Annotated in this window: 17 protein-coding genes; 7 read left to right on the top strand and 10 right to left on the bottom strand. The window is 72.5% G+C overall.

Annotated features, from left to right (window positions below):
* Positions 1-62 precede the first annotated feature (62 nt).
* Together AC1DZA_RS01030 and AC1DZA_RS01025 are read left to right on the top strand one after the other, a co-directional pair.
* Entirely contained in the window at positions 63-1,751 is a 1,689-nt protein-coding gene (locus AC1DZA_RS01030) for a molybdopterin-dependent oxidoreductase (protein ID WP_476771347.1), read from the top strand.
* Positions 1,752-1,844: 93 nt separating this feature from the next.
* Positions 1,845-2,495 carry a hypothetical protein gene (locus AC1DZA_RS01025; protein ID WP_476771346.1) on the top strand — a complete coding sequence of 217 codons (651 nt, stop codon included), beginning with the start codon at positions 1,845-1,847 and terminating at the stop codon, positions 2,493-2,495.
* A 2-nt stretch (positions 2,496-2,497) separates the two neighbouring features.
* On the opposite strand, the gene AC1DZA_RS01020 is transcribed toward AC1DZA_RS01025, so the two are convergent.
* The 5 genes from AC1DZA_RS01020 to AC1DZA_RS01000 form a co-directional block, all read right to left on the bottom strand.
* Positions 2,498-3,253, bottom strand: a complete 756-nt coding sequence (locus tag AC1DZA_RS01020) for an SDR family NAD(P)-dependent oxidoreductase (protein ID WP_476771345.1) — start codon at positions 3,251-3,253, stop codon at positions 2,498-2,500.
* Between the two features lie 130 nt (positions 3,254-3,383).
* A complete protein-coding gene (locus AC1DZA_RS01015) occupies positions 3,384-3,767 on the bottom strand; it encodes an HNH endonuclease (protein ID WP_476771344.1) in 384 nt (127 codons plus the stop codon).
* A gap of 19 nt (positions 3,768-3,786) precedes the next feature.
* Complete coding sequence (locus AC1DZA_RS01010) at positions 3,787-5,544, bottom strand: amidase (protein ID WP_476771343.1); 1,758 nt, start codon at positions 5,542-5,544, stop codon at positions 3,787-3,789.
* Positions 5,541-6,587 carry an agmatine deiminase family protein gene (locus AC1DZA_RS01005; protein ID WP_476771342.1) on the bottom strand — a complete coding sequence of 349 codons (1,047 nt, stop codon included), beginning with the start codon at positions 6,585-6,587 and terminating at the stop codon, positions 5,541-5,543. Before AC1DZA_RS01005 ends, AC1DZA_RS01010 begins: the two co-directional genes overlap by 4 nt.
* Complete coding sequence (locus AC1DZA_RS01000; RefSeq protein ID WP_476771341.1) at positions 6,584-8,149, bottom strand: purine-cytosine permease family protein; 1,566 nt, start codon at positions 8,147-8,149, stop codon at positions 6,584-6,586. The genes AC1DZA_RS01005 and AC1DZA_RS01000 overlap by 4 nt, the downstream gene beginning before the upstream one ends.
* Before the next feature lie 93 nt (positions 8,150-8,242).
* Between AC1DZA_RS01000 and AC1DZA_RS00995 the strand changes: the two genes are divergently transcribed.
* Both AC1DZA_RS00995 and AC1DZA_RS00990 read left to right on the top strand, forming a co-directional pair.
* Positions 8,243-8,869 (top strand): TetR/AcrR family transcriptional regulator, encoded by a 627-nt coding sequence (locus tag AC1DZA_RS00995; protein WP_476763475.1) that lies wholly within the window; start codon positions 8,243-8,245, stop codon positions 8,867-8,869.
* A gap of 88 nt (positions 8,870-8,957) precedes the next feature.
* Positions 8,958-12,575, top strand: coding sequence for a TM0106 family RecB-like putative nuclease (locus AC1DZA_RS00990; RefSeq protein ID WP_476771340.1), 3,618 nt, complete (start codon positions 8,958-8,960; stop codon positions 12,573-12,575).
* 44 nt (positions 12,576-12,619) lie between these two features.
* On the opposite strand, the gene AC1DZA_RS00985 is transcribed toward AC1DZA_RS00990, so the two are convergent.
* Positions 12,620-13,054 carry a YdeI/OmpD-associated family protein gene (locus tag AC1DZA_RS00985; RefSeq protein ID WP_476771339.1) on the bottom strand — a complete coding sequence of 145 codons (435 nt, stop codon included), beginning with the start codon at positions 13,052-13,054 and terminating at the stop codon, positions 12,620-12,622.
* A gap of 81 nt (positions 13,055-13,135) precedes the next feature.
* On the opposite strand from AC1DZA_RS00985, the gene AC1DZA_RS00980 reads away from it, so the two are divergent.
* Positions 13,136-13,414, top strand: a complete 279-nt coding sequence (locus AC1DZA_RS00980) for a glutaredoxin family protein (RefSeq protein ID WP_476771338.1) — start codon at positions 13,136-13,138, stop codon at positions 13,412-13,414.
* 30 nt (positions 13,415-13,444) lie between these two features.
* Here AC1DZA_RS00980 and AC1DZA_RS00975 read toward each other — a convergent pair whose 3' ends face one another.
* Positions 13,445-14,437 carry an LLM class F420-dependent oxidoreductase gene (locus tag AC1DZA_RS00975; protein WP_476771337.1) on the bottom strand — a complete coding sequence of 331 codons (993 nt, stop codon included), beginning with the start codon at positions 14,435-14,437 and terminating at the stop codon, positions 13,445-13,447.
* Between the two features lie 164 nt (positions 14,438-14,601).
* Between AC1DZA_RS00975 and AC1DZA_RS00970 the strand changes: the two genes are divergently transcribed.
* Positions 14,602-14,997, top strand: coding sequence for a hypothetical protein (locus AC1DZA_RS00970; protein WP_476771336.1), 396 nt, complete (start codon positions 14,602-14,604; stop codon positions 14,995-14,997).
* On the opposite strand, the gene AC1DZA_RS00965 is transcribed toward AC1DZA_RS00970, so the two are convergent.
* On the bottom strand, positions 14,994-16,178 hold the full coding sequence (locus AC1DZA_RS00965) for a baeRF3 domain-containing protein (protein ID WP_476771335.1): 1,185 nt from the start codon (positions 16,176-16,178) through the stop codon (positions 14,994-14,996). The two genes, AC1DZA_RS00970 and AC1DZA_RS00965, sit on opposite strands and share 4 nt — an antisense overlap.
* A gap of 100 nt (positions 16,179-16,278) precedes the next feature.
* Entirely contained in the window at positions 16,279-17,736 is a 1,458-nt protein-coding gene (locus tag AC1DZA_RS00960) for an FAD-binding oxidoreductase (protein WP_476771334.1), read from the bottom strand.
* A 223-nt stretch (positions 17,737-17,959) separates the two neighbouring features.
* On the opposite strand from AC1DZA_RS00960, the gene AC1DZA_RS00955 reads away from it, so the two are divergent.
* A complete protein-coding gene (locus AC1DZA_RS00955) occupies positions 17,960-19,009 on the top strand; it encodes an LLM class flavin-dependent oxidoreductase (protein ID WP_476771333.1) in 1,050 nt (349 codons plus the stop codon).
* Positions 19,010-19,105: 96 nt separating this feature from the next.
* On the opposite strand, the gene AC1DZA_RS00950 is transcribed toward AC1DZA_RS00955, so the two are convergent.
* The gene (locus tag AC1DZA_RS00950; RefSeq protein ID WP_309976619.1) at positions 19,106-19,522 is read right to left on the bottom strand and encodes a transferase; all 417 of its coding nucleotides are present in this window, start codon (positions 19,520-19,522) and stop codon (positions 19,106-19,108) included.
* Between the last annotated feature and the right edge of the window lie 38 nt (positions 19,523-19,560).

Raw genomic sequence — 19,560 nt, 5'->3', positions numbered from 1 at the left:
CCCGATCACGGCGCACCCGGACCTCGAAGCAGGCACGCAGGCATCGGCCATACGCTGTGCCCATGCCGCAGACGAGTGGTCGCCCCCGGGGCTGGGTGCTGCCCGGGGTGGCGGGCGTCGCGTCGGTCCTCTTCGGCGTGGGGATCGGCGAGCTCGCGGCGGCGGTGCTGGCCTCGGCGTCGAGCCCGTTCGTCGTCGTCGGCTCCCTGCTCATCGACCTCGCTCCGCCGTGGGCGAAGGATGCCGCGATCGCACTGTTCGGCACCGGCGACAAGGCCGCGCTGCTCGTCGGCATCGGGCTGGTCCTCCTGGCGGTCGCCGCCGGCGCCGGGATCCTCGAGGCTCGGCGTCCGCCGTGGGGACAGGTGCTGATCGGACTCATCGGCCTGGTCGGTGCGATCGCCGCGTCGACGCGCGCCAATGCGCCCATGCTCGCGATCGCCCCCTCCGCACTCGCGGCGATCGCCGGCGTGATGGCGCTGCGGCTCCTCGTTCAGCGGCTGCCCCGCGAGGTGGTCGCGCCAGTGCCGGCCGTCGCGATGGTGCCGGATGCCGCGATGGTGCCGGATGCCGCGATGGTGCCGGATGCCGCGACCGAGCCCGCACCTGCGCCGCCCGCGTCCGAGCTCGCACCGGCACCCGCACCCGCACCCGCACCCCAGCCGACCGCACCGGAGCCCTCCGGCGTCGACCGCCGGCGCTTCCTCGGCTGGGCGGGCGGCGCGGCCGTGCTCGGCGTCCTCGCCGCAGCCGGTGGGTACGCCCTGCAGGCGGGCACGCGGGCCGTCACTGCGATCCGCGAGGCGATCACGCTTCCGAAGCCGGTGACGAGTGTCACGGTGCCCGCGTCGGCGCAGTTCGACATCGACGGCCTGCCGCCGGTCGTCACGCCGAACGCCGAGTTCTACCGCATCGACACCGCCCTCGCCGTGCCGGCCGTCGACCCGTCGACCTGGAGCCTGCGCATCCACGGCCTCGTCGACCACGAGGTCACCCTCACGTGGGACGAGCTGCTCGCACTCCCCCTCGAGGAGAGCGTCACGACGCTCACGTGCGTGTCGAACGAGGTCGGCGGCGGACTCATCGGCAACGCGGTGTGGCTCGGCTTCCCGATCCGCGAGCTGCTCGCCCGCGCGGCGCCGACGGCCGACGCCGACATGGTGCTCTCGCGCAGCGTCGACGGCTTCACTGCGTCGACACCCCTCACGGTGCTCCAGGACGACCGCAACGCGATCCTCGCCGTGGGCATGAACGGCGACCCCCTGCCCGCGGAGCACGGGTTCCCGGTGCGCATGGTGGTGCCGGGGCTGTACGGCTACGTGTCGGCGACGAAGTGGGTGGTCGACCTCGAGGTGACGCGGTTCGATGCCGCCACCGCCTACTGGACCGACCGCGGTTGGAGCGAGCGCGGCCCGATCAAGCTCTCGTCCCGCATCGACGTGCCCCGCACCGGCCAGTCGCTCACCGCCGGCCCGGTCACCGTTGCGGGCGTGGCGTGGCAGCAGCACGTGGGCGTGCAGGGGGTCGAGGTGCAGGTCGACGACGGCCCGTGGGAGCCGGCGACGCTGGCCACGGCGATCTCGGATGACACCTGGGTGCAGTGGCGCTACGACTGGGACGCGACGTCGGGCGGCCACACACTCCGCGTCCGTGCGACCGCGGCCGACGGCGAGGTGCAGACCGCCGACGAGCAGGGCGTCGTCCCCGACGGGGCCACCGGCCTCGACGAGCGCAGCGTCCAGGTCAGCTGACCGCTCCTCCCCACACACTGCCAGCTGGCCCTTCGGCCGGCCCGTCGCGGCACAATCCATCGTGATCGCCGGGACCGGCTTGAATTCCGAGACATGTTTCCCTTCGAGAAGTTCCGGCACTTCGGCACTTCGGCACTTCGGCACCGGTTTTTCAAAGGGAAACATCACTCGAATCCGAGCGCATCGGCGCGGGGGCGACAGGACGAGCCCGCGAAAGGGACGAGAGGGATAGGCACGGCCGTGCAGGAGAAGACGATCAAGATCGACGAGCACACCGACGAGCTCGTCACGCAGCTGGCCTATTTCATGCGGGGTTCAAAGAAGTCGATCGTGCGGGAGGCGGTCGCCGACTGCGCGGAATCACGCCATCGCCGCGTGGGAGCCAGCGCGGCGGGCGCGGTGGGCGGGCGGACCTTCGACGATCTGGATCCGTATGAGCGACTCGCGCTGCGGCGGAGCGAGCTGATCCGGGAGTTCGCGCGGCACGGCGGCACGAACGTTCGGGTGTTCGAGCGAGACCCGAGATACGCGTCCGGAGAGATGGATTCGAAGGACCTGGCGTTCGAGGAGATCCTGCTGCTCGCCGACACCGATCTCGACGCTGGCGGAGGCGCCGTGCCCGTGCTCGAGGAGGTGGCGCGGCGGGTGCTGCGGAGCCGCGTCACGGTGCTGTCGCTGACGGCCCTCCGCCTCTTCGACGCCGCTCGCCTCGAGCGAGCACTCGCCGGGTCCCAGCCCCTGTAACGTCAGCGGGCGGTGTAGCCACCGTCGACGAGGTGGTAGCTGCCCGTGATGAAGCTCGCCCCGTCGCTCGCGAGGAACACCACCAGGTGCGCGACCTCGTCGGCCTCGCCGAGGCGGCCGAGCGGGTGCATGCCGACCAGGAACTGCTGGGCGGCATCATCGAGGTTCGCATCGATGAGCGGCGTCTTGATGAAGCCCGGGCCCACCGAGTTCACGCGCACGCCCTGGTCGGCGTACTCGAGCGCGGCGTTCTTCGTGAGACCCACGACGCCGTGCTTGGCGGTGACGTACGCCGATGAGTTCGCGAATCCCACGCTGCCCAGGATCGACGCGACGTTCACGATGGCGCCGCCGCCGTTCGCCGCGATGGCCGGGAGCTGGCGCTTCATGCCGTGGAAGATCGAGTTGAGGTTGATGTCGATGACCTTCGCCCAGCTGTCGTCGGGGTACTCCCCGATCAGGGCGGAGGCGCCGCCGATGCCCGCGTTGTTCACGGCGATCCGCAGCGGGGCGAGCCGATTGGCCGCCTCGACGGAGGAGTCGATCCACGCGGTGTCCGTCACGTCGCCGACGGATGCCTCGGCTCGGCCACCGGCATCCGTGATCTCCGAGACGACCGACTTCGCGTGGTCGCCGTCGAGGTCGTTCACGATCACCGCGGCGCCGCTGTCGGCGAGCCTGAGGGCGATCGCGCGCCCGATGCCGCTGCCCGCGCCCGTCACGATCGCCGAGCGTCCGGATACGTCATACGTGGCCATGGTGGCCTCCCCGGGCGGGCGCGGAGCCGGGAACCCTTCTCGGGCGGCCCGTCCACAGCCAGCCTAGGGACCTCGAGCGGCCTCGACGCCAGGGTTGACGAACCGGACGAAGTGCGTTCGCCTCGAACGATCAGGGCGTCGCGGCATCCGGAGAGGCATCCGGGTCCGCGAAGCGTGCGAGCAGGAGCAGGGCGATCTCACGCTGCCGGAGCAGGAAGCCGCGCTCGTCGAGCTTCTTGCGTCGCAGCCACGACGTGACCTCGTCGTTGCACTTGCTCGCGTTGCACGACCCGCACGCCGGAACCACGTTCTCGAGTGTGTACCGGCCACCGCGTGAGATGGGCAGCACGCAGTCGCGCTGCAGGGCGCGATCCCCGACGCCGCAGTAGGCGCAGCCGCCCCACTCGACGGTGAGCGCCGACCACTGGCGATCGGTCAGGTCGTGCGCGACCCGGCCCATGCGGCGCTTGCGTCGTCGCGCGTACACCGCAGCCCGTGATCGACTGGCCGCCATGCCCGCAGAATAGCCGTCGTCAGAGCGGCGGCGTGCGCGGCGGCGGGGTGCGCCGGGAACCGGTCGCCTCGAAGGCCGCGGCGAGGCGGAGCAGGGCCGTGTCGTCGTAGGCGCGTCCGGCGAACGTGAGGCCCACCGGCATCCGGATGTCGCGCATCGTGCCCATGGGCACGGTCACCGTCGGAATGCCGAGGTGCCGTGGCACGAGGTTGCCGTTCGCGACCCAGACGCCGTTGCGCCAGCCGAGGTCGGCGGAGGCCGGGTTCACGTCCATGTCGGCGGGGCCGACGTCGGCGACCGCGGGGAACACGACCGCGTCGAGACCCAGGTCGTCCATCCATGCCTCGAGGTCGACGCGTCGGGTCTCCTCGAGGCCGCGCAGCCCGGCTTCGAGCTCGGGCATGTCGGCGAGGGTGGCGCCAGGGTGGGTGCGCGCCCACTCGGGGTACTCGGCGATGTCGTCGTCGAAGCCCGTGTACCGGTCGGGCAGGGCGCCCTCGGGGTGCGGGAAGATCCGGGCACCGTCGACATCGGCGAGCGAGCGCAGTGCGGGGTCGCCGTTGGCGTCGAGGAAGTCGTGCCATGACCACGCCGACAGGTCGACGATCTCGCGGCGGAGGTACTCGGGGGAGACGAGGCCGCGCGTTGCGACGGTGGGTGCGCCAGTGCGGTCGCCCTCGTAGTTCGACACGACGGGGAAGTCGACCTCGACGACCTCGGCACCGGCCGCCTCGAGGTCCCGGCGGGCCGCCTCCCAGAGCTCGATGACGGATGCCCGGGTGTCGATGCGCTGCCCGGTGGCTCCCCCGATGCCGGGGCTGCGCCCGGGCTCGGCCGTGCCGGCGTCGGGGTCGGCGTTGACGTACATGCGCGGGATGCCGAGGCGCCTGCCGGCGAGCGCGGCGCCGGCGGCGGCGGCATCCGGAGCGCCCGCGGCATCCGTCGGCTGCAGCGCGACGTACGACGAGGGCCGCACCTCGGACGATCGCGGGATCGACACCCACGGCTGCACGCGCCAGAAGTCGCCGCGCGTCTCGGGGTCGTCGGCGACGATCACGTCGAGCACGGCGAGCAGGTCGCCCATGGTGCGGGCGTGCGGCACGACGACGTCCATCGTGGGCACGAGCGGCCAGTTGCCGCGCACCGAGATGACGCCGCGCGACGGGGTGTAGGCGCAGAGCGCGTTGTTCGACGCGGGCGCGCGGCCCGACGACCAGGTCTCCTCGCCGAGGCCGAACGCCGCGAACGACGCCGTCGTCGCGGTGCCCGAGCCGTTCGACGAGCCCGAGCCGAACGCGGCCGTGAGGTACTCGGCGTTGTACGGGCTCTCGGCTCGGCCGTAGACGCCGCGCTGCATGCCGCCGTTCGCCATGGGCGGCATGTTCGTGAGCCCGATGAGCACGGCGCCGCCGGCCCGCAGTCGCTCGATCGTGAACGCGTCGCGCTGGGCGACGAGGTGCTCGAACGCTGGGCTGCCGGCGGCGGCGGTGAGCCCCTCCGCGAGATAGCTGTCCTTGGCGGTGTACGGGATGCCGTCGAGCGGACCGAGCGTCTCGCCACGGGCGCGGCGCGCATCCGAGGCGCGGGCGTCATCGAGCGCCGACGGGTTCATCACGACGAGCGCGTTCAACGCCGTAGGGGTGCCGGGCCGGTCGTACGCCTCGATGCGGTCGAGGTACGCGCGCGTGAGCTGCTCGCTCGTCACGCGTCCGGCGTCGAGCGCGGCCCGCAGGTCGGCGATCGAGGCCTCGACGACGTCGAACGGCGCACCGCTCATCGCGTCACCTCCACGGTGAGTGCCGGCTGCTGCTGCGTGATGCAGTGGATGCCGCCGCCGCGGGCGAAGATCTCGCGCGCATCGATCGTGACCACCTGGCGACCGGGGTACGCGTCGGCGAGGATCTCGCTCGCCGCGGCATCCGCCCGCTCCTCGCCGAAGCCGCAGGCGATCACGCCGCCGTTGACGACGAGGTGGTTGACGTAGCTCCAGTCGACGAAGCCCTCGTGATCGCGGAGGGTGTCCGGAGCCGGGAGGTCGACGATCTCGAACGGGCGGCCCGCGGCATCCGTCTCGCCCTCGAGCTGCGCGCGCAGGTCGCGCGTCACCTCGAAATCAGGGTGCTCGGGGTTGCGCTGCGCGTGCAGGAGCAGGCGGCCGGGCGACGGGATCGTCGCGACGATGTCGACGTGGCCGTTCGTGCCGAAGTCGTCGTAGTCGCGCGTGAGCCCGCGCGGCAGCCAGATCGCCTTCGTCGTGCCGATCGTGCGCGCGAGCTCGGCCTCGACGCGAGACCGGTCGGCGTAGGGATTGCGGCGCGGGTCGAGCTGCACCGTCTCGGTGAGGAGCACCGTGCCCTCGCCGTCGACGTGGATGCCGCCGCCCTCGTTCACGAGGACGCTCGAGACGAGTTCGGCACCCACGCGATCGGCGACGAAGCGCGCGATCTCGGCTGACTTCGTCCACTCGGCCCAGTCGGGCGCGCCCCAGCCGTTGAAGATCCAGTCGACGGCGCCGAGCACGCCCGGGCGCTCGTCGTCGAGGACGAACGTCGGACCGAAGTCGCGCATCCAGAACTCGTCGAGCGGGGCCTCGACGAGCTCGATGGCCCCATCGAGCATGCGGCGGGCCCGGGCCGTCTCGGACGGGTCGACGACCATGACCAGCGGCTCGAACGGCACGATCGCGTTGGCGACCGCACTCCAGGCCGCGTAGCCGGCCTCGCGATCGGACTCGCGCTCGCCGAGGGTCAGCCCCTCGCGCGGGAACGCCATCCACGTGCGGTCGTGCGGGGCGGTCTCTGCGGGCATGCGCCAGCTCATGCGGGAACCTCCTGGTTGCGGTGAGCGGATGCCGCGGCATCCGTCGTGCTCTCATCATGGTCGTCGTGGTCGGTGGCGGGGTCCGTGGCGAGGTCTGCGGATGCCGCGGGCCGCCGCGCCGGGTCGCGGTACGGCGTCGTCGTGAGCCACAGCACGGCGTAGATGCCGCCGCCGAGGATCGGCCCCGCGAACGCCGAGAGGTCGGCTCCGCCGAGCGCCGCCGCGATGGGACCGACGTAGAGCGTCGTGTTCGCCATGAGCACCGCGACCGTCGTGGCGACGACCATGGCGATCGTGCCGGGCCAGAACCAGCCGCCCGAGTACCAGAACGGGCTCGTGCGGCGCTCGTCGCTCAGCGCGACGCCGTCGTAGCGGTTGCGGCGCAACCAGATGTCGACCGCGTAGACCGCCACGAGCGGGCCGAGCACCGTGACGCTGAGCTCGAGCGACGCGTTCAGCGTGTCGAGGAAGCTCGGCGCGAGGAAGACCGCCCAGCCGGCGAGCACCGTGGCGACGAGGCCGGTGACCACGACCGTCGCGGCACGCGAGACGCGGAAGCCGAGGCCCTGTGCGTAGAGTCCCGTCGAGTAGGCGACCAGCACGTTGTTCGTGATGCTGCCGAGCACGACGATGGCGAGGAACACAGGGGTGAACCAGCCGGGCACGATCTCGCCGATGGTGAGCTGCGGATCGGTCATGTCGATCGCCGTCGCGGCGACGATGCCGAGGGTGCCGATGAGCACCGCGGGGATGAAGCCGCCCAGCGCCGTCCACCACGCGACCGCGCGCTTCGACGTGGACTGCGGCAGGTACCGGGCGTAGTCGGCGCCGGTGCCCCACGACAGCGGGCCCGAGGCGATGATCGCGTAGCCGAGCAGCAGCATGGCCCAGTGCTCGCCGACGGGCATGGGGGCCGGCGTGTACGAGAAGTCGGCGGCGCCGAGCACGAAGACGGCGAGCACCACGAACGCCACGGCGAGCGCCGCCGAGAACACGGGCGCGAGCTTCAGGATGGTGGCGTGCCCGTAGACGCTGAGCACGAAGCTGAGCGCCGCGACCACGACGAGCACGATCCACTCGGCGCCGGCGGGCAGCGGCACGCCGAGGATGCCGAGCAGGGCGTTCGCGGCCAGGGTGGCGACCGCGATGTTGATGATCTCGTAGAAGAGGCCGATCGCCACGCCGAGTCCGCCCCCGAAGACGCGGTTGCCGCGGATGCCGAACATGGCGCGCATGATCGCGACGCTCGGCGTGCCCGACGCCGGGCCGCTCACCGCGAGCCAGCCGACGGCGGCCCACCAGAGGTTGCCGATCACGGTGATCGCGAGCGCCTCCCAGATCGAGAGGCCGAGCAGCACGAGCACGCCGCCGAGCACGAAGTAGAGGTAGTTGACGTTCGCGGACATCCACACCCAGAACAGCTCACGGGGCCGGCCGTGCCGGTCGGAGAGCGGGATGACGTCGATGCCGTGCTGCTCGACGTGACCGGCGCGATCCGCGGCCGGCTCGGCGGACGGCACGGGAGGCGGCTCGATGGCCGGTTCGATCGCTTCGTTGCGCATGATGGGGGACTCTCTCGACACGGCCGGGGACTCGACCTACTATTGATCACACGATCAATAAGATGCAGTGACGTTACCTACACTGAGGTCACGATGTCAAGAGCCCCCCGCAAGAAGGCCGCCCGCAAGTCGCCGGCAGAACGCTCCGCCGAGATCGCGGATGCCGCGCGCGACGTGGCCCTCGAGCACGGCCTGTACGCCGTGACCCTGCGCGCCGTCGCCGCCCGCATCGACGTCGCTCCGGCCCTGGTCGCGCACTACCAGCCCGACATGCACGCGCTCGTCGCCTCGACGTTCGGAGTCATCGTCTCGGCCGAGCTCGAGGAGGTCGAGGAGCTCGTCGAGCCGCTCCCCTCGCCCAGCGTGCGCCTCGCCGTGCTGCTCGACACGCTGCTCGACGGCAGTCGCGACGACGTCACCGTGGTGTGGGTCGAGGCGTGGGCGCTCGGGCGGCGCAACGAGGCCCTCGCCGCCCGGGTCCGCGACGAGATGGACGCGTGGCGCGCCTTCGTGCAGGGCATCGTCGAGGCGGGCATCGCCGCCGGCGAGTTCGAGACGGATGACGCGGCATCCGTCGCCTGGCAGCTGCTCGGCATGATCGACGGCCTCAACGCGCACGCGCTCGTGCGCTGGGAGGACGCCGACGACCGCGGCTCCCGGATCGGGCACGCCGTCGAGGGCATGCTCGGGCTCGGGCGGGGAGCGCTCGCGGGCCGCTGAAGCGCGCCCGACGCGATGCGGCGGGCCCGGCGCCGATGTCGGCGGCCGGGGTTACGGTGAACACCGGGACGACGAAGGGATGCCGCAAATGTACGTGGTCGACGGCACCGTCGTGACGAGCGCGAGCGACCTCAAGAAGGCCTCGGAGTGCGAGTTCGCGTTCCTGCGCGAGCTCGACGTGAAGCTCGGTCGCGACACCCTCTTCGAGCCGGTCGCCGACGCCATGCTCGAGCGCGCCGGCCGCATGGGCGACGCGCACGAGCTGCGCGTGCTCGAGGCCTACCGCGAGCAGCTCGGCGACGGCGTCGTCGAGATCGAGCGGCCCGACCTCCGCGATCCCGATGCCGTCGCGGCGGCCGTCACCGCCACGCGCGACGCGTTCGCGGCGGGTGTGCCGGTGGTGTTCCAGGCGACCTTCGTCGACGACGGGTTCATCGGCTTCGCCGACTTCATCGTGCGCCAGCCCGACGGCCGCTACCTCGTTCAAGACTCCAAGCTCGCGCGCCGCGCCCGGGTCACCGCGCTCCTGCAGCTCGCGGCCTACGCCGAGCAGCTCGAGCGCCTCGGCGTGCCGTGCGCCGACACCGTCGAGCTCCTCCTCGGCGACGGCACCACGAGCGTGCACCGGCTCGACGACATCGAGCCCGTCTACCGCCTGCGCCGCGCGCGCCTCGGGCAGATCGTCGCGGAGCGTCTCCGGGCCGACGGGCCGGTCGAGTGGGGCGATCCCCGCTACACCCTCGACGGGCGTTGCCCCACGTGCGACCTCGAGGTGCAGGCGCACCGCGACGTGCTCCTCGTCGCGAGCCTGCGCGTCACCCAGCGCGTGGCCCTGTTCGACGCCGGCATCACCACGATCGACGCGCTCGCGGCATCCGAGGGCCCGGTGCCCGGCATCCTCGACGCGACGCTCGAGAACCTCCGCATCCAGGCGCGCCTGCAGCTCGAGGCCGAGGCGACGGCAGCCGTGATCGAGGCGTCAGGCGGGCGCTCGCCCGACGACCCCCCGCTGCCGCCACCCGTGGTCGTGCGCGACGCGGCGTCGCTCGCGGCGATCCCCGAGCCCGATGCCGGCGACCTGTTCTTCGACTTCGAGGGCGACCCGCTCTACACCGAGGGCGCGGCCACCGACTGGGGCATCGACTACCTGTTCGGCATGGTCGACACCGACGAGCGCTTCACGCCGATCTGGGCGCACTCGTTCGCCGAGGAGCGCGTGGCGCTCGAGCAGTTCCTCGCCCTCGTGGCGGCCCGGCGTGCGGCGCACCCGAACATGCACATCTACCACTACGCGAGCTACGAGCGCACCCACCTGCTCACCATGGCGGCGCGTCACGGCGTCGGCGAGGCCGCCGTCGACCAACTGCTCGCCGACGGCGTGTTCGTCGACCTCTACCCCATCGTCAAGCGTGCCGTGCGGGTCGGCAGCCGGTCGTACTCGATCAAGAAGCTCGAGCCGCTCTACATGGGCACCGAACTGCGCGAGGCCGAGGTGAAGTCGGGCGGCGACTCGATCCTCGAGTACGTGCGCGCTCGCGAGCTGCTCGCGACGGGGGAGCTCGACCCGGCCACGGGCCTCGTCGGCGCCGAGGCCGCGCAGCACGTGCTCGACGACCTGGCCGATTACAACCGCTACGACTGCGTGTCGACGCTGCGCCTGCGCGACTGGCTGCTCGCCATCGCCCGGCGCTTCGGTGTCGAGCCGGTGCCCGAGTCGCTCCTCGTCGAGGCGGCGAAGGCCGCCGGCAAGGTGTACGCCGCCTCGCCCCTCGCGGTCGAGCTGCAGCGGCTCGCCGGTCCGACCGACGATCCCGACCGCGATCCCGATCACACCGCGCTCGCGCTGGCCGCCGCCGCGATCGACTACCACGACCGCGAGGCGAAGACCTTCTGGTGGGGGCACTTCTTCCGCGTCGAGCAGCCGCTCGAGGCCTGGGAGGACCACCGTGACGTCCTCGTCGTCGACCCGGCCGCGTCGGAGGTGTCGCAGCGCTGGTATCGCGAAGACCAGCACCGCACCGACCGTCGTGAGCTTCGACTCCGCGGGCGCATCGCGCCCGGCTCGCGGTTCGGCGTGGGGGGCGAGCTGTTCGTGCTCTACGACTCGCCGGCGCCGTTCCCCCGTCAGGGACTGCGCCCCGGCTCCCGCACGCCGAACTCGGTGCGCGTGCTCGAGGTACTCGACGACGGCCTCGTGGTCGAGGAGCGCTCGGTCGCGGGCGTCACCTGGTCGGAGCTGCCCATGGCAGTGGTGCCCGGCACCCCGCCGCCCGCCGGCCGGCAGAAGGACGCGATCCTCGAGTGGGCGCAGGAGCTGTCGAGCCTGTACCCCTTCGCGTGGCCGAAGAACCCCGGCATCGACATCCTGCGACGCACGCCCCCGCGCACGCGCACGCGCCCCGAGACCGACGGCCTCGCGCCGCTGAACGCCGAGCACGACTACGTCGCCGCGGCGGTCGCGTCACTGCGACGGCTCGACGACTCCTACCTCGCCGTGCAGGGCCCTCCCGGCACGGGCAAGACCTACGTCGCCTCGCACACCATCGCCCGGCTCGTCGCGCAGCACGGCTGGCGCATCGGCGTCGTCGCGCAGTCCCACGCGGTCGTCGAGAACGTGCTCGACGCCGTGGTCCGTGCGGGCCTTGCGCCCGACCTCGTCGCCAAGGCGCCGAAGGACCGCAACCAGCCCGGCGACCACGAGTACACGATCATCGCGAAGGACGGCGTGGCCGAGTACACGGGCGCGCACGCGGCATCCGGATTCGTGATCGGCGGTACCGCGTGGGACTTCGCTAACGCCGACCGCGTCCCCCGCCGCTCGCTCGACCTGCTCGTCATCGACGAGGCCGGCCAGTTCTCGTTGGCCGCGACGATCGCGTCGAGCGTGGCCGCCCGCAACCTGCTGCTGCTCGGCGACCCGCAGCAGCTGCCGCAGGTGAGCCAGGGCAACCACCCCGAGCCGGTCGACGAATCCGCGCTCGGATGGGTCGCCGACGGCCACGACGTGCTGCCCCCCGAGTTCGGCTACTTCCTCGCCGAGAGCCGACGCATGCACCCGGCGGTCTCCGATCCGGTGTCGCACCTGTCCTACGACGGCGCGTTGCACTCGCATGCCGTCGCGTCGATGCGCTCCCTCGAGGGCGTGGCACCCGGCCTCACCGCCGTGCCCGTCGAGCACGCGGGCAACGCCACCGAGTCGCCCGAGGAGGCCGCAGTGGTCGTCGGGCTCGTCCGCGAGCTCATCGGGCGACCCTGGGTCGACGCCTCCGATGCGGTCGCGGCCGCCGCCGCCCGGCCGCTCGCGCAGCGCGACCTCATCGTCGTCACTCCCTACAACGCCCAGCTGTCGGTCGTACGGGCGGCGCTCGACGCCGCCGGGTACCCCGACGTCCCCGTCGGCACGGTCGACAAGTTCCAGGGCCAGGAGGCCGCGGTGGCCATCGTGTCGCTCGCCGCGTCGTCCGCCGCAGCGGCACCACGCGGGATCGAGTTCCTGCTGCTGAAGAACCGGCTCAACGTGGCCATCTCCCGCGCGAAGTGGGCGGCCTATCTCGTCTACTCCCCCGGGCTGCTCGACGCGCTGCCCCGCACGCCCGAGGGCGTCGCCCAGTTGAGCGCGTTCGTGCGCCTGGTCGACGCCGACCTGCCGCGTGGTGCCGGCCTCGAGACGCCGCCCGAGCCGGCGCTCACGAGCACGAGCCCGTAGGCATTCGCCGGACTCGGCCCGAGACGCGACGGCTCTAGTGCGCCTCAGCCGGCGAGCTTCGCGACGATCGCGTCGACCCGGCGCTGCCGGGTCTCGGGGGCCTTCGCCGACTCCACATTGGTGACGTGCGCCTTCCTGGCGCTCGGCGACAACGCATCGAACGCCGCACGTGCGCCCGGCGTCCCATCGAGCGCGGCTGCGAGGTCCTCTGGTACCTCCACCGTGCGCGGCGCCGTGTCGACCTCCACGTCGACGACGATCGGGTCGCCGCCCTGGATGCCGGTGGCGGCCCGCTTGTCGGAGCTGAACGGGATGAGGTGCCGGCCGCCCATCACCGCGACCGTGCTGCGGTACTCGTAGCCGTTGACGCTCACCGTCACCGCCGGCTTGCGCCCGGCGCCGAGCGCCTCGATCACGTCGGGCGGCACCTCGATGCCGGTGTTGTTGCCGGTCAGGAGCATGGTGGTCTCGAACCGCATGCGCCGAGTCTGCCACCGGCACCGGCGCACCCGGAAGCGAAGCTGGGAATACCGCACAGGCGCGATGCGTAGGTTCTCGGTATGACCTCCCCTGCGAATCCCGACCTGAACCCTGCCCGCATCACGATGTACGGCGCCGAGTGGTGCATCGACTGCCGCCGCTCGAAGGCGCTGCTCGACCGGCGCGGCGTCGACTACGACTACGTCGACCTCGAGGTCGTCATCGACGGCGCCGACCGCGCGAAGGCCATCAGCGGCCGCACCCAGATCCCCGTCGTGGTCTTCCCCGACGGCACGCACTTCACCGAGCCGACCGACGCCGAGCTCTCCGAGAAGCTCGACGAGGCCATCGCGGCCTAGCCCGGCCGTCGTGTCGAGGTCGTCCCCGCGCTACTGCAGCGCGGGGATGACCTCCGACGCCCACAGCTCGAGCCCCGAGCGGTCGTAGGCCGCCTCGGGGAAGTACGAGATGACGTAGCCGAGCCCGAGCTCGCGTCGCTCCTCGAGCTTGGCGATCACCTGCTCGGGCGTGCCCACGGCGGCGTTCGGGCTGCGGAAGTCCGCGAGGTAGTCGGCGGTCTTCCGCGGGCCGAGGAACGGTGCGACCCGCTCCTCGATCGCGGCGAGGCGCCGCTCCACGTCCGCCTCGTCGACGCCGACGACGGTGTTGAAGTTCGACGACCGCGTGATCGCTTCGAACTCCGTGCCGAGCCGTTCGCAGTGCCCGCGGAGCACCTCGCTCTTGTGGGTGAACTCCTCGGGGCTGCCGGCGAAGTTCGTGTACGACGCGTACTTCGCCGCGATCTTCAGCGTCACCTTCTCACCGCCGCCCGCGACCCAGATCGGGATGCCGCCCTCCTGCAGCGGCAGCGGCCGCACGATCGCGCCGTCGACCTGGTAGTGCTCGCCGTCGAGCGTCGCCGTGCCCGTGGTCCACGCCTGGTGCATGATGTCGACGCCTTCGCGGAGCCGTGCGAGGCGCTCGGGCACGGGCGGGAATCCGTAGCCGTACGCGCGCCACTCGTGCTCGTACCAGCCGCCGCCGATGCCCATCTCGACGCGTCCGCCCGAGATGACGTCGACCGTCGCGGCCACCTTCGCGAGGTAGGCGGGGTTGCGGTAGCTCATGCAGGTGCACATCTGGCCGAGGCGCACGCGCGAGGTCGTTGCCGCGTAGGCGGACATCAGCGTCCATGCCTCGTGGGTCGCCTCGGTTTCGCTCGGCACGGGCACGGTGTGGAAGTGGTCGTACACCCAGATCGACTCCCACGGGCCGGCATCGGCGAACTCCGCGAGGCCGCGCATGGCCTCCCAGTGCTCGGCCGGCTCGATGCCGACGAGATCGTGACGCCAACCCTGGGGAACGAACATTCCGAATCGCATGCGGACCAGCCTAGGGCGACGCGCCCACCGTGGAAGGCGCTTGCCAACCGTGGCCGGGTGTGGTCAGCGAACCCGAGCGGATGCCGCGCGCCGCCGCCCGCGGCATCCGGATCTCAGCGTCAGCCCTGACGCCGACGCGGGCGACGCGGCCTAACGTCGCACGCATGACTGCGCCGAACCACTGCGATTTCTCTGCGGACGACTTCGAGGCCATCGCCATCGAGAGCTCTGAGGGCCGCCTCATCCGGGTGACCGGAAGCGGGCTGTGCCCCTCGGGCGGGTGGGAGCTGCGGCTCGTGGCCGCCAACCCGGGCGTGGTGCCCCACCCCGAGAGCCTCTGGCTGGAGCTCCGGGAGGACCCAGCGACCCGCGGTCCCCATGCCGTCACCGCGACCGGCGTCGAGGTGATGGTCGAGGACTCGCACGCCCAGGAGGTCCAGATCCGCTTCCGCTGGCGTGAGGGCTTCACCCTTCCGGTGGTGCCTGCGTCGGCACCCGCCCAGCACTCCGGCGGCGCCGCGCGACGCCGTGCGGACGCCGCGGTCGCAGCCGCCCGCTAGGCCAGCGCGAACCGCAGCTCGGCCATCGCCGGACCCGACCACACGTTGCCGTCGAGGTCGTCGCTGCGCACCGTGACCACCTTGCCGCCCTTCGCGATGACGAGGAGCGCCAGCTGGGGGAGCAGGTCACCGGCGTGCGTGCCGTCGTGCAGCGCGTCGCCCTCGCCGTTGCCGGTGGCGAACTCGATCGCGCCCGACTCCTGGTCGAGCGTGCCGTTGACCGAGGTGGTGAAGTCGAACCACAGCGTCTCGACGGCGCCGTCCGCGGCGAGGCGTCCGATCGCCGCGAGGTCGCGTTCGACGCGGCCGGCGCTGCCCTCGGCGAGCCCGTGCAGGGCCGCGTCGGCCTCGCTGATGTTCAGGGCGGCGAGCTGGTGCCGCACGGCCTCGTCGATCTCGGCGGCGCCGAGTCGGTCGGGCGCGCCCGGCACCGGGACGACCCGGCGGTGGTTGCGTGCGCGTTCGATGAACTGGCTGAGGGTCGGCTCGGCGGCGAACACGAACAGCGGAACCCGATCGCCCGGATCGTGCAGCTGGAGTTCCTGCTTCACGGCGTCGGCGACGCGCTTGGCGTAGATGTCGAGGGTCGACGCACGACGGTCGTCCTCGCTGGCGCCGCGGTCGCCGTGACCGCCCACCCGACGCGTGCCGGCATCGCCCGCCTCGCGGTTCGCCGCCTCGTCGGCATTCTTGGGCAGCGTCGGGTCGGTCGGCATCTGCGCGGCCCGGTCGGTGGGCGTGGCGTGCCAGAGCGCCCATTCATTGGCCGACACGGCCACGGCGTACGCCTCCTGGTCCTGGCTCGGTGCACGCAGCAGTTGCCCGAGGGTGAAGTGCGAGCCGACGTGCAGCGCGTCGTCGAGCTGGTTGGGCAGCACGAAGACCTCGGTGAAGTCGGGCGCCACGAAGATGGCCAGCGACCTGGCGAGTCCGGCCCAGAGATCCTGGTCGGCGATGATCCCGTCGCGGGCCCGGCGCAGCGCCTCGAGCTCGGCGGTCGATGCGCCCGACGCCTTCACCTGCTCGATGGCCTCGTCGAAGGCGCTCTTCACCGCGACCTCGGCGCGCTCCCGTTCGCTGACGACCGGTGACGTCGAGGCGTAGACGGTGATCGCCGGATGGTGCGGGCCCGCCAGCGCGGCGAAATCGGCGGTCGTGGGCAGTTCGTAGTGGACCGTCATGCGTTCCTCCCCCAGGTCTCGCGACAGCGACGTCGCTCGCACCCCAGCCTATGAAGGGCGGGGCACGAGCGACAGTCCCCGTGGACGACCCGGGACCGGATCAGCGATGCACGGGATGGTTGGAACGGATGAGCCGCGACGGATCCACCGCCTCCTTCACGGCACGCAGGCGCTGCACGCGGTCCCCGAAGAGCCGTTCGGCCGGCCGGGCGTGCTCAGCGAAGTTCGCGTAGTCGACCGGTGCCCGCCACGGCTCCATCCGGGAGAGCAGCCGGCCGAGGGATGCGGCGAGCGCCTCCTCCGTGCCCGGCCCGGCGATTCCGACGGCGAAGAGGAGGTACTCGGCGTCGAAGCCTGCCACGGCGCCGGGGGCCGGGGTGCGCCGCTCGGCGGCGGTATCGGCTGCGGCCTCGGGCGCGAGGGCGCCGCCGACATGACGGATCTCGGCCGACAGCAGGGCGGTGTCGGCTCCGGGCCCGACCGCCGCGAGGAACGCGCGCACCGCCGCGGGCGACAGGTCGGCGAGCAGCATGCCGTCGCCGCCGCCGGGCATCGGGCCGGGCGGGTCCATGTGCAGCTGGAGGAGCTCGGCGACGGGCTGCCGGTGCACCGTGTCGATCTCGGCTCCGAGTGCGCGGAGCGGCGCGAGCAGTTCATCGGCGCGCTCGGGCGTCTCCTGGACGGCCGTCTCGACCACCACGAACGACCGGCCCGACAGGAACGGCGGCAGGTCGGGCATCGGCGGGAAGCGGAGCACCCGGCCGACGGAGGTGACGCTCCGCGGCACCGTCGTGGTCCACGCCGCCCAGGCCTGCAGTACCTCGTCGGCCCGCTCGAGCGGGAAGAAGAGGGTGCCGGCCACGACCTCGGCGATCGGATAGAGGCGGAACTCGAGGGCGGTGACCACCCCGAAGTCGCCGCCGCCGCCGCGCACGGCCCAGAACAGCTCGGGGTCGTGCTCCGCGTCGACCCGCCTGCGCACGCCGTCGGCGGTGACGAGTTCGACGGCGAGCACCGAGTTCGCGGCAAGGCCGTGCGATCGGCCGAGCCAGCTCAGGCCGCCGCCGAGCGTGTAGCCCACCACGCCGACGTCGTGCGACGATCCGGCGAGCGCGGCCAGCCCGTGCGGGGTCACCGCGGCGACCACATCGCTCCAGAGCGCGCCGGGCTCGACGCGCGCGACGCGCAGGTCGGGGTCGACCAGCACGCCGCGCAGCTCAGAGGTGCGCAGCAGCAGCACGTCGGCGAGGCCGTCGCCCGCGGTGAGCGGTCCGGCGTTGTGGCCGGTCGCCTGCGGGGCCACGGCGAGCCCGAGCCGTGCCGCCGCGCGCACGGTCTCGGCGAGGTCGTCGACGGAACGCGCCACCACGACGGCGAGCGGCCGCTGGTCGACGGCGAGGTTCCAGGCGCGGCGGGCGTCGTCCCAGTCGCGGTCGCCGGGCAGGTACACGCGCCCGGCGATCCGGTCGTCGAGGAGGGCGAGGCCCTCCTGCAGCGAGAAGGTGGTGATCTCGTCGTCGGCGCGGGCCACGGTGGCGGCGGGCACAGGGGTGTTCACGGATGCTTCCTTTCGAGGTGGCGCGGTCGCGGGCCCTGCTCCTCGCTCGGGAGGGCGGCCCTCCAGAGGGCGGGCGGCCGCGGGGGATCCCGGCGGCTCGCACGAACGCAAGCTCCATTCCAGGGCGAGCGGATGCCGCGCGCGTCAGGGGTCGCCCTCCGAGCACCTCAGGGTTGTCCCGGAACACGGAATAGCGCGCCCCCGCCCTCCGTTGGCACCAGCGATGACTGACACGCTCCGACTCTCCGTGCTCGACCTCGTTCCCGTGCGGACCGGCCAGACGAGCGCGGGCGCCGTCGCGGCATCCGTGCGCCTGGCGCAACTCGCCGACCGCACCGGCTACACCCGTTACTGGTTCGCCGAGCACCACAACATGCCGGCCGTCGCCTCGACGACGCCTCCGGTGCTCATCGCGGCGACCGCGGCGCGCACCGAGCGCATCCGCGTCGGGTCGGGTGGCGTCATGCTGCCGAACCACGCGCCGCTCGTCGTGGCCGAGCAGTTCGCCGCGCTCGAGGCGCTCGCACCGGGGCGCATCGACCTCGGCATCGGCCGCGCGCCGGGCAGCGACCCGGTGATCACGCAGCTGCTGCGCATCTCGGGGCCGACCGCCGACGTCGACCGGTTCCCCGATCACATCGCCGACATCCTCAGCCTGCTCTCCCCCGACGGCGCCTCGCTGCGCCTCACGAGCGGGCGCGAGTACGCGATCACCGCAACGCCCGCGGCGGCCGACGTGCCGACGCTGTGGCTGCTCGGCTCGAGCGACTACTCGGCGAAGCTCGCCGCGTCGCTCGGCCTGCCCTACGTGTTCGCGAACCACTTCTCGGGCGAGGGGCTCGAGCGTGCGCTGGAGCTCTACCGCACCGAGTACCAGCCGAGCGAGGCGCACCCCATGCCCGAGACGTTCCTGACGGTGAACGCCTCCGTCGCTCCCACCGTCGAGGAGGCGCGGGCTCGCGCCCTGCCGCAGCTGCGGTCGATGGCGCGCCTGCGCACCAACCGCCCGATGCGTCCGCTCGAGACGATCGAGGAGGCGGCCGCGGCCCCCGCGGACTCCCTCGGCGACGAGCTCATCGCCGCGATGGAGCAGCGGTGGATCATCGCGGATGCCGCCGGCGCTGCCTCCGAACTGCGGCGCCTCGCCGCGCGGCACGGCATCGACGAGGTCATGGTCGCCCCGATCGCGGGCTCGCACGAGTCCGAGCCGACGGATGCCGCGCCCGGCCGCGAGCAGACGCTCGAGCTGCTGGCGGGCGAACTGCTCGGCTGACGCTGAGGGCGTGAGCCGCCGGGCATGAGTATGCCCCGGGCACTCGCCCGGGGCATCCGTCTGTCTGCTGCGGTTCCGCGTGCCGTACCGGCGCCGTCAGGCCGCGAGGCCGAGCCGGCGCAGGTCGTCGCCGGTCGCCCGGAACTCGTCGCCCTCGGCGACCGTCATCTCACGGGGGACCCGTGCGCCGTTCTGCACGCGCGCGTCGTCGCCGACGCTGGCGTAGGGACCGATGACGGCGTTGCGGCCGACCACGGCCCGACGGCCGACGTGGACGTTGACGCCCACCACGGCCCGCTCCGCGACGATGGCGTCGCGGTCGATCCAGGCGCCGTGCCCGATCTGGGCTCCGCGCTGCACCTCGGCACCGGGGTCGACGTAGGCGGTCGGGTCGACGAATGCCGTCGCGTCCACCTTCGCGGTCGTGGCCACGAGGCCGCGCCCGTTCGCGTGCTTGCGGTAGCGACGCAGGACTCCGGCTTCGTCTTCGAACTCGACGTAACTGATGCCCACGTTCTCCTCCTTCCGACGTGGTGGCTCCACGTCCGGAC

Source organism: Agromyces sp. P2_B3, from assembly GCF_056404815.1.
Note: the sequence above shows the minus strand (reverse complement) of the source record. Positions and strands in the feature narration are given on the sequence as shown.

Bases quoted from the DNA above. Each gene is read 5' to 3' on its own strand.
- AC1DZA_RS01030 (WP_476771347.1), top strand. From the start codon at position 63: ATGCCGCAGACGAGTGGTCGCCCCCGGGGCTGGGTGCTGCCCGGGGTG.
- AC1DZA_RS01025 (WP_476771346.1), top strand. From the start codon at position 1,845: ATGTTTCCCTTCGAGAAGTTCCGGCACTTCGGCACTTCGGCACTTCGG.
- AC1DZA_RS01020 (WP_476771345.1), bottom strand. From the start codon at position 3,253: ATGGCCACGTATGACGTATCCGGACGCTCGGCGATCGTGACGGGCGCG.
- AC1DZA_RS01015 (WP_476771344.1), bottom strand. From the start codon at position 3,767: ATGGCGGCCAGTCGATCACGGGCTGCGGTGTACGCGCGACGACGCAAG.
- AC1DZA_RS01010 (WP_476771343.1), bottom strand. From the start codon at position 5,544: ATGAGCGGTGCGCCGTTCGACGTCGTCGAGGCCTCGATCGCCGACCTG.
- AC1DZA_RS01005 (WP_476771342.1), bottom strand. From the start codon at position 6,587: ATGAGCTGGCGCATGCCCGCAGAGACCGCCCCGCACGACCGCACGTGG.
- AC1DZA_RS01000 (WP_476771341.1), bottom strand. From the start codon at position 8,149: ATGCGCAACGAAGCGATCGAACCGGCCATCGAGCCGCCTCCCGTGCCG.
- AC1DZA_RS00995 (WP_476763475.1), top strand. From the start codon at position 8,243: ATGTCAAGAGCCCCCCGCAAGAAGGCCGCCCGCAAGTCGCCGGCAGAA.
- AC1DZA_RS00990 (WP_476771340.1), top strand. From the start codon at position 8,958: ATGTACGTGGTCGACGGCACCGTCGTGACGAGCGCGAGCGACCTCAAG.
- AC1DZA_RS00985 (WP_476771339.1), bottom strand. From the start codon at position 13,054: ATGCGGTTCGAGACCACCATGCTCCTGACCGGCAACAACACCGGCATC.
- AC1DZA_RS00980 (WP_476771338.1), top strand. From the start codon at position 13,136: ATGACCTCCCCTGCGAATCCCGACCTGAACCCTGCCCGCATCACGATG.
- AC1DZA_RS00975 (WP_476771337.1), bottom strand. From the start codon at position 14,437: ATGCGATTCGGAATGTTCGTTCCCCAGGGTTGGCGTCACGATCTCGTC.
- AC1DZA_RS00970 (WP_476771336.1), top strand. From the start codon at position 14,602: ATGACTGCGCCGAACCACTGCGATTTCTCTGCGGACGACTTCGAGGCC.
- AC1DZA_RS00965 (WP_476771335.1), bottom strand. From the start codon at position 16,178: ATGACGGTCCACTACGAACTGCCCACGACCGCCGATTTCGCCGCGCTG.
- AC1DZA_RS00955 (WP_476771333.1), top strand. From the start codon at position 17,960: ATGACTGACACGCTCCGACTCTCCGTGCTCGACCTCGTTCCCGTGCGG.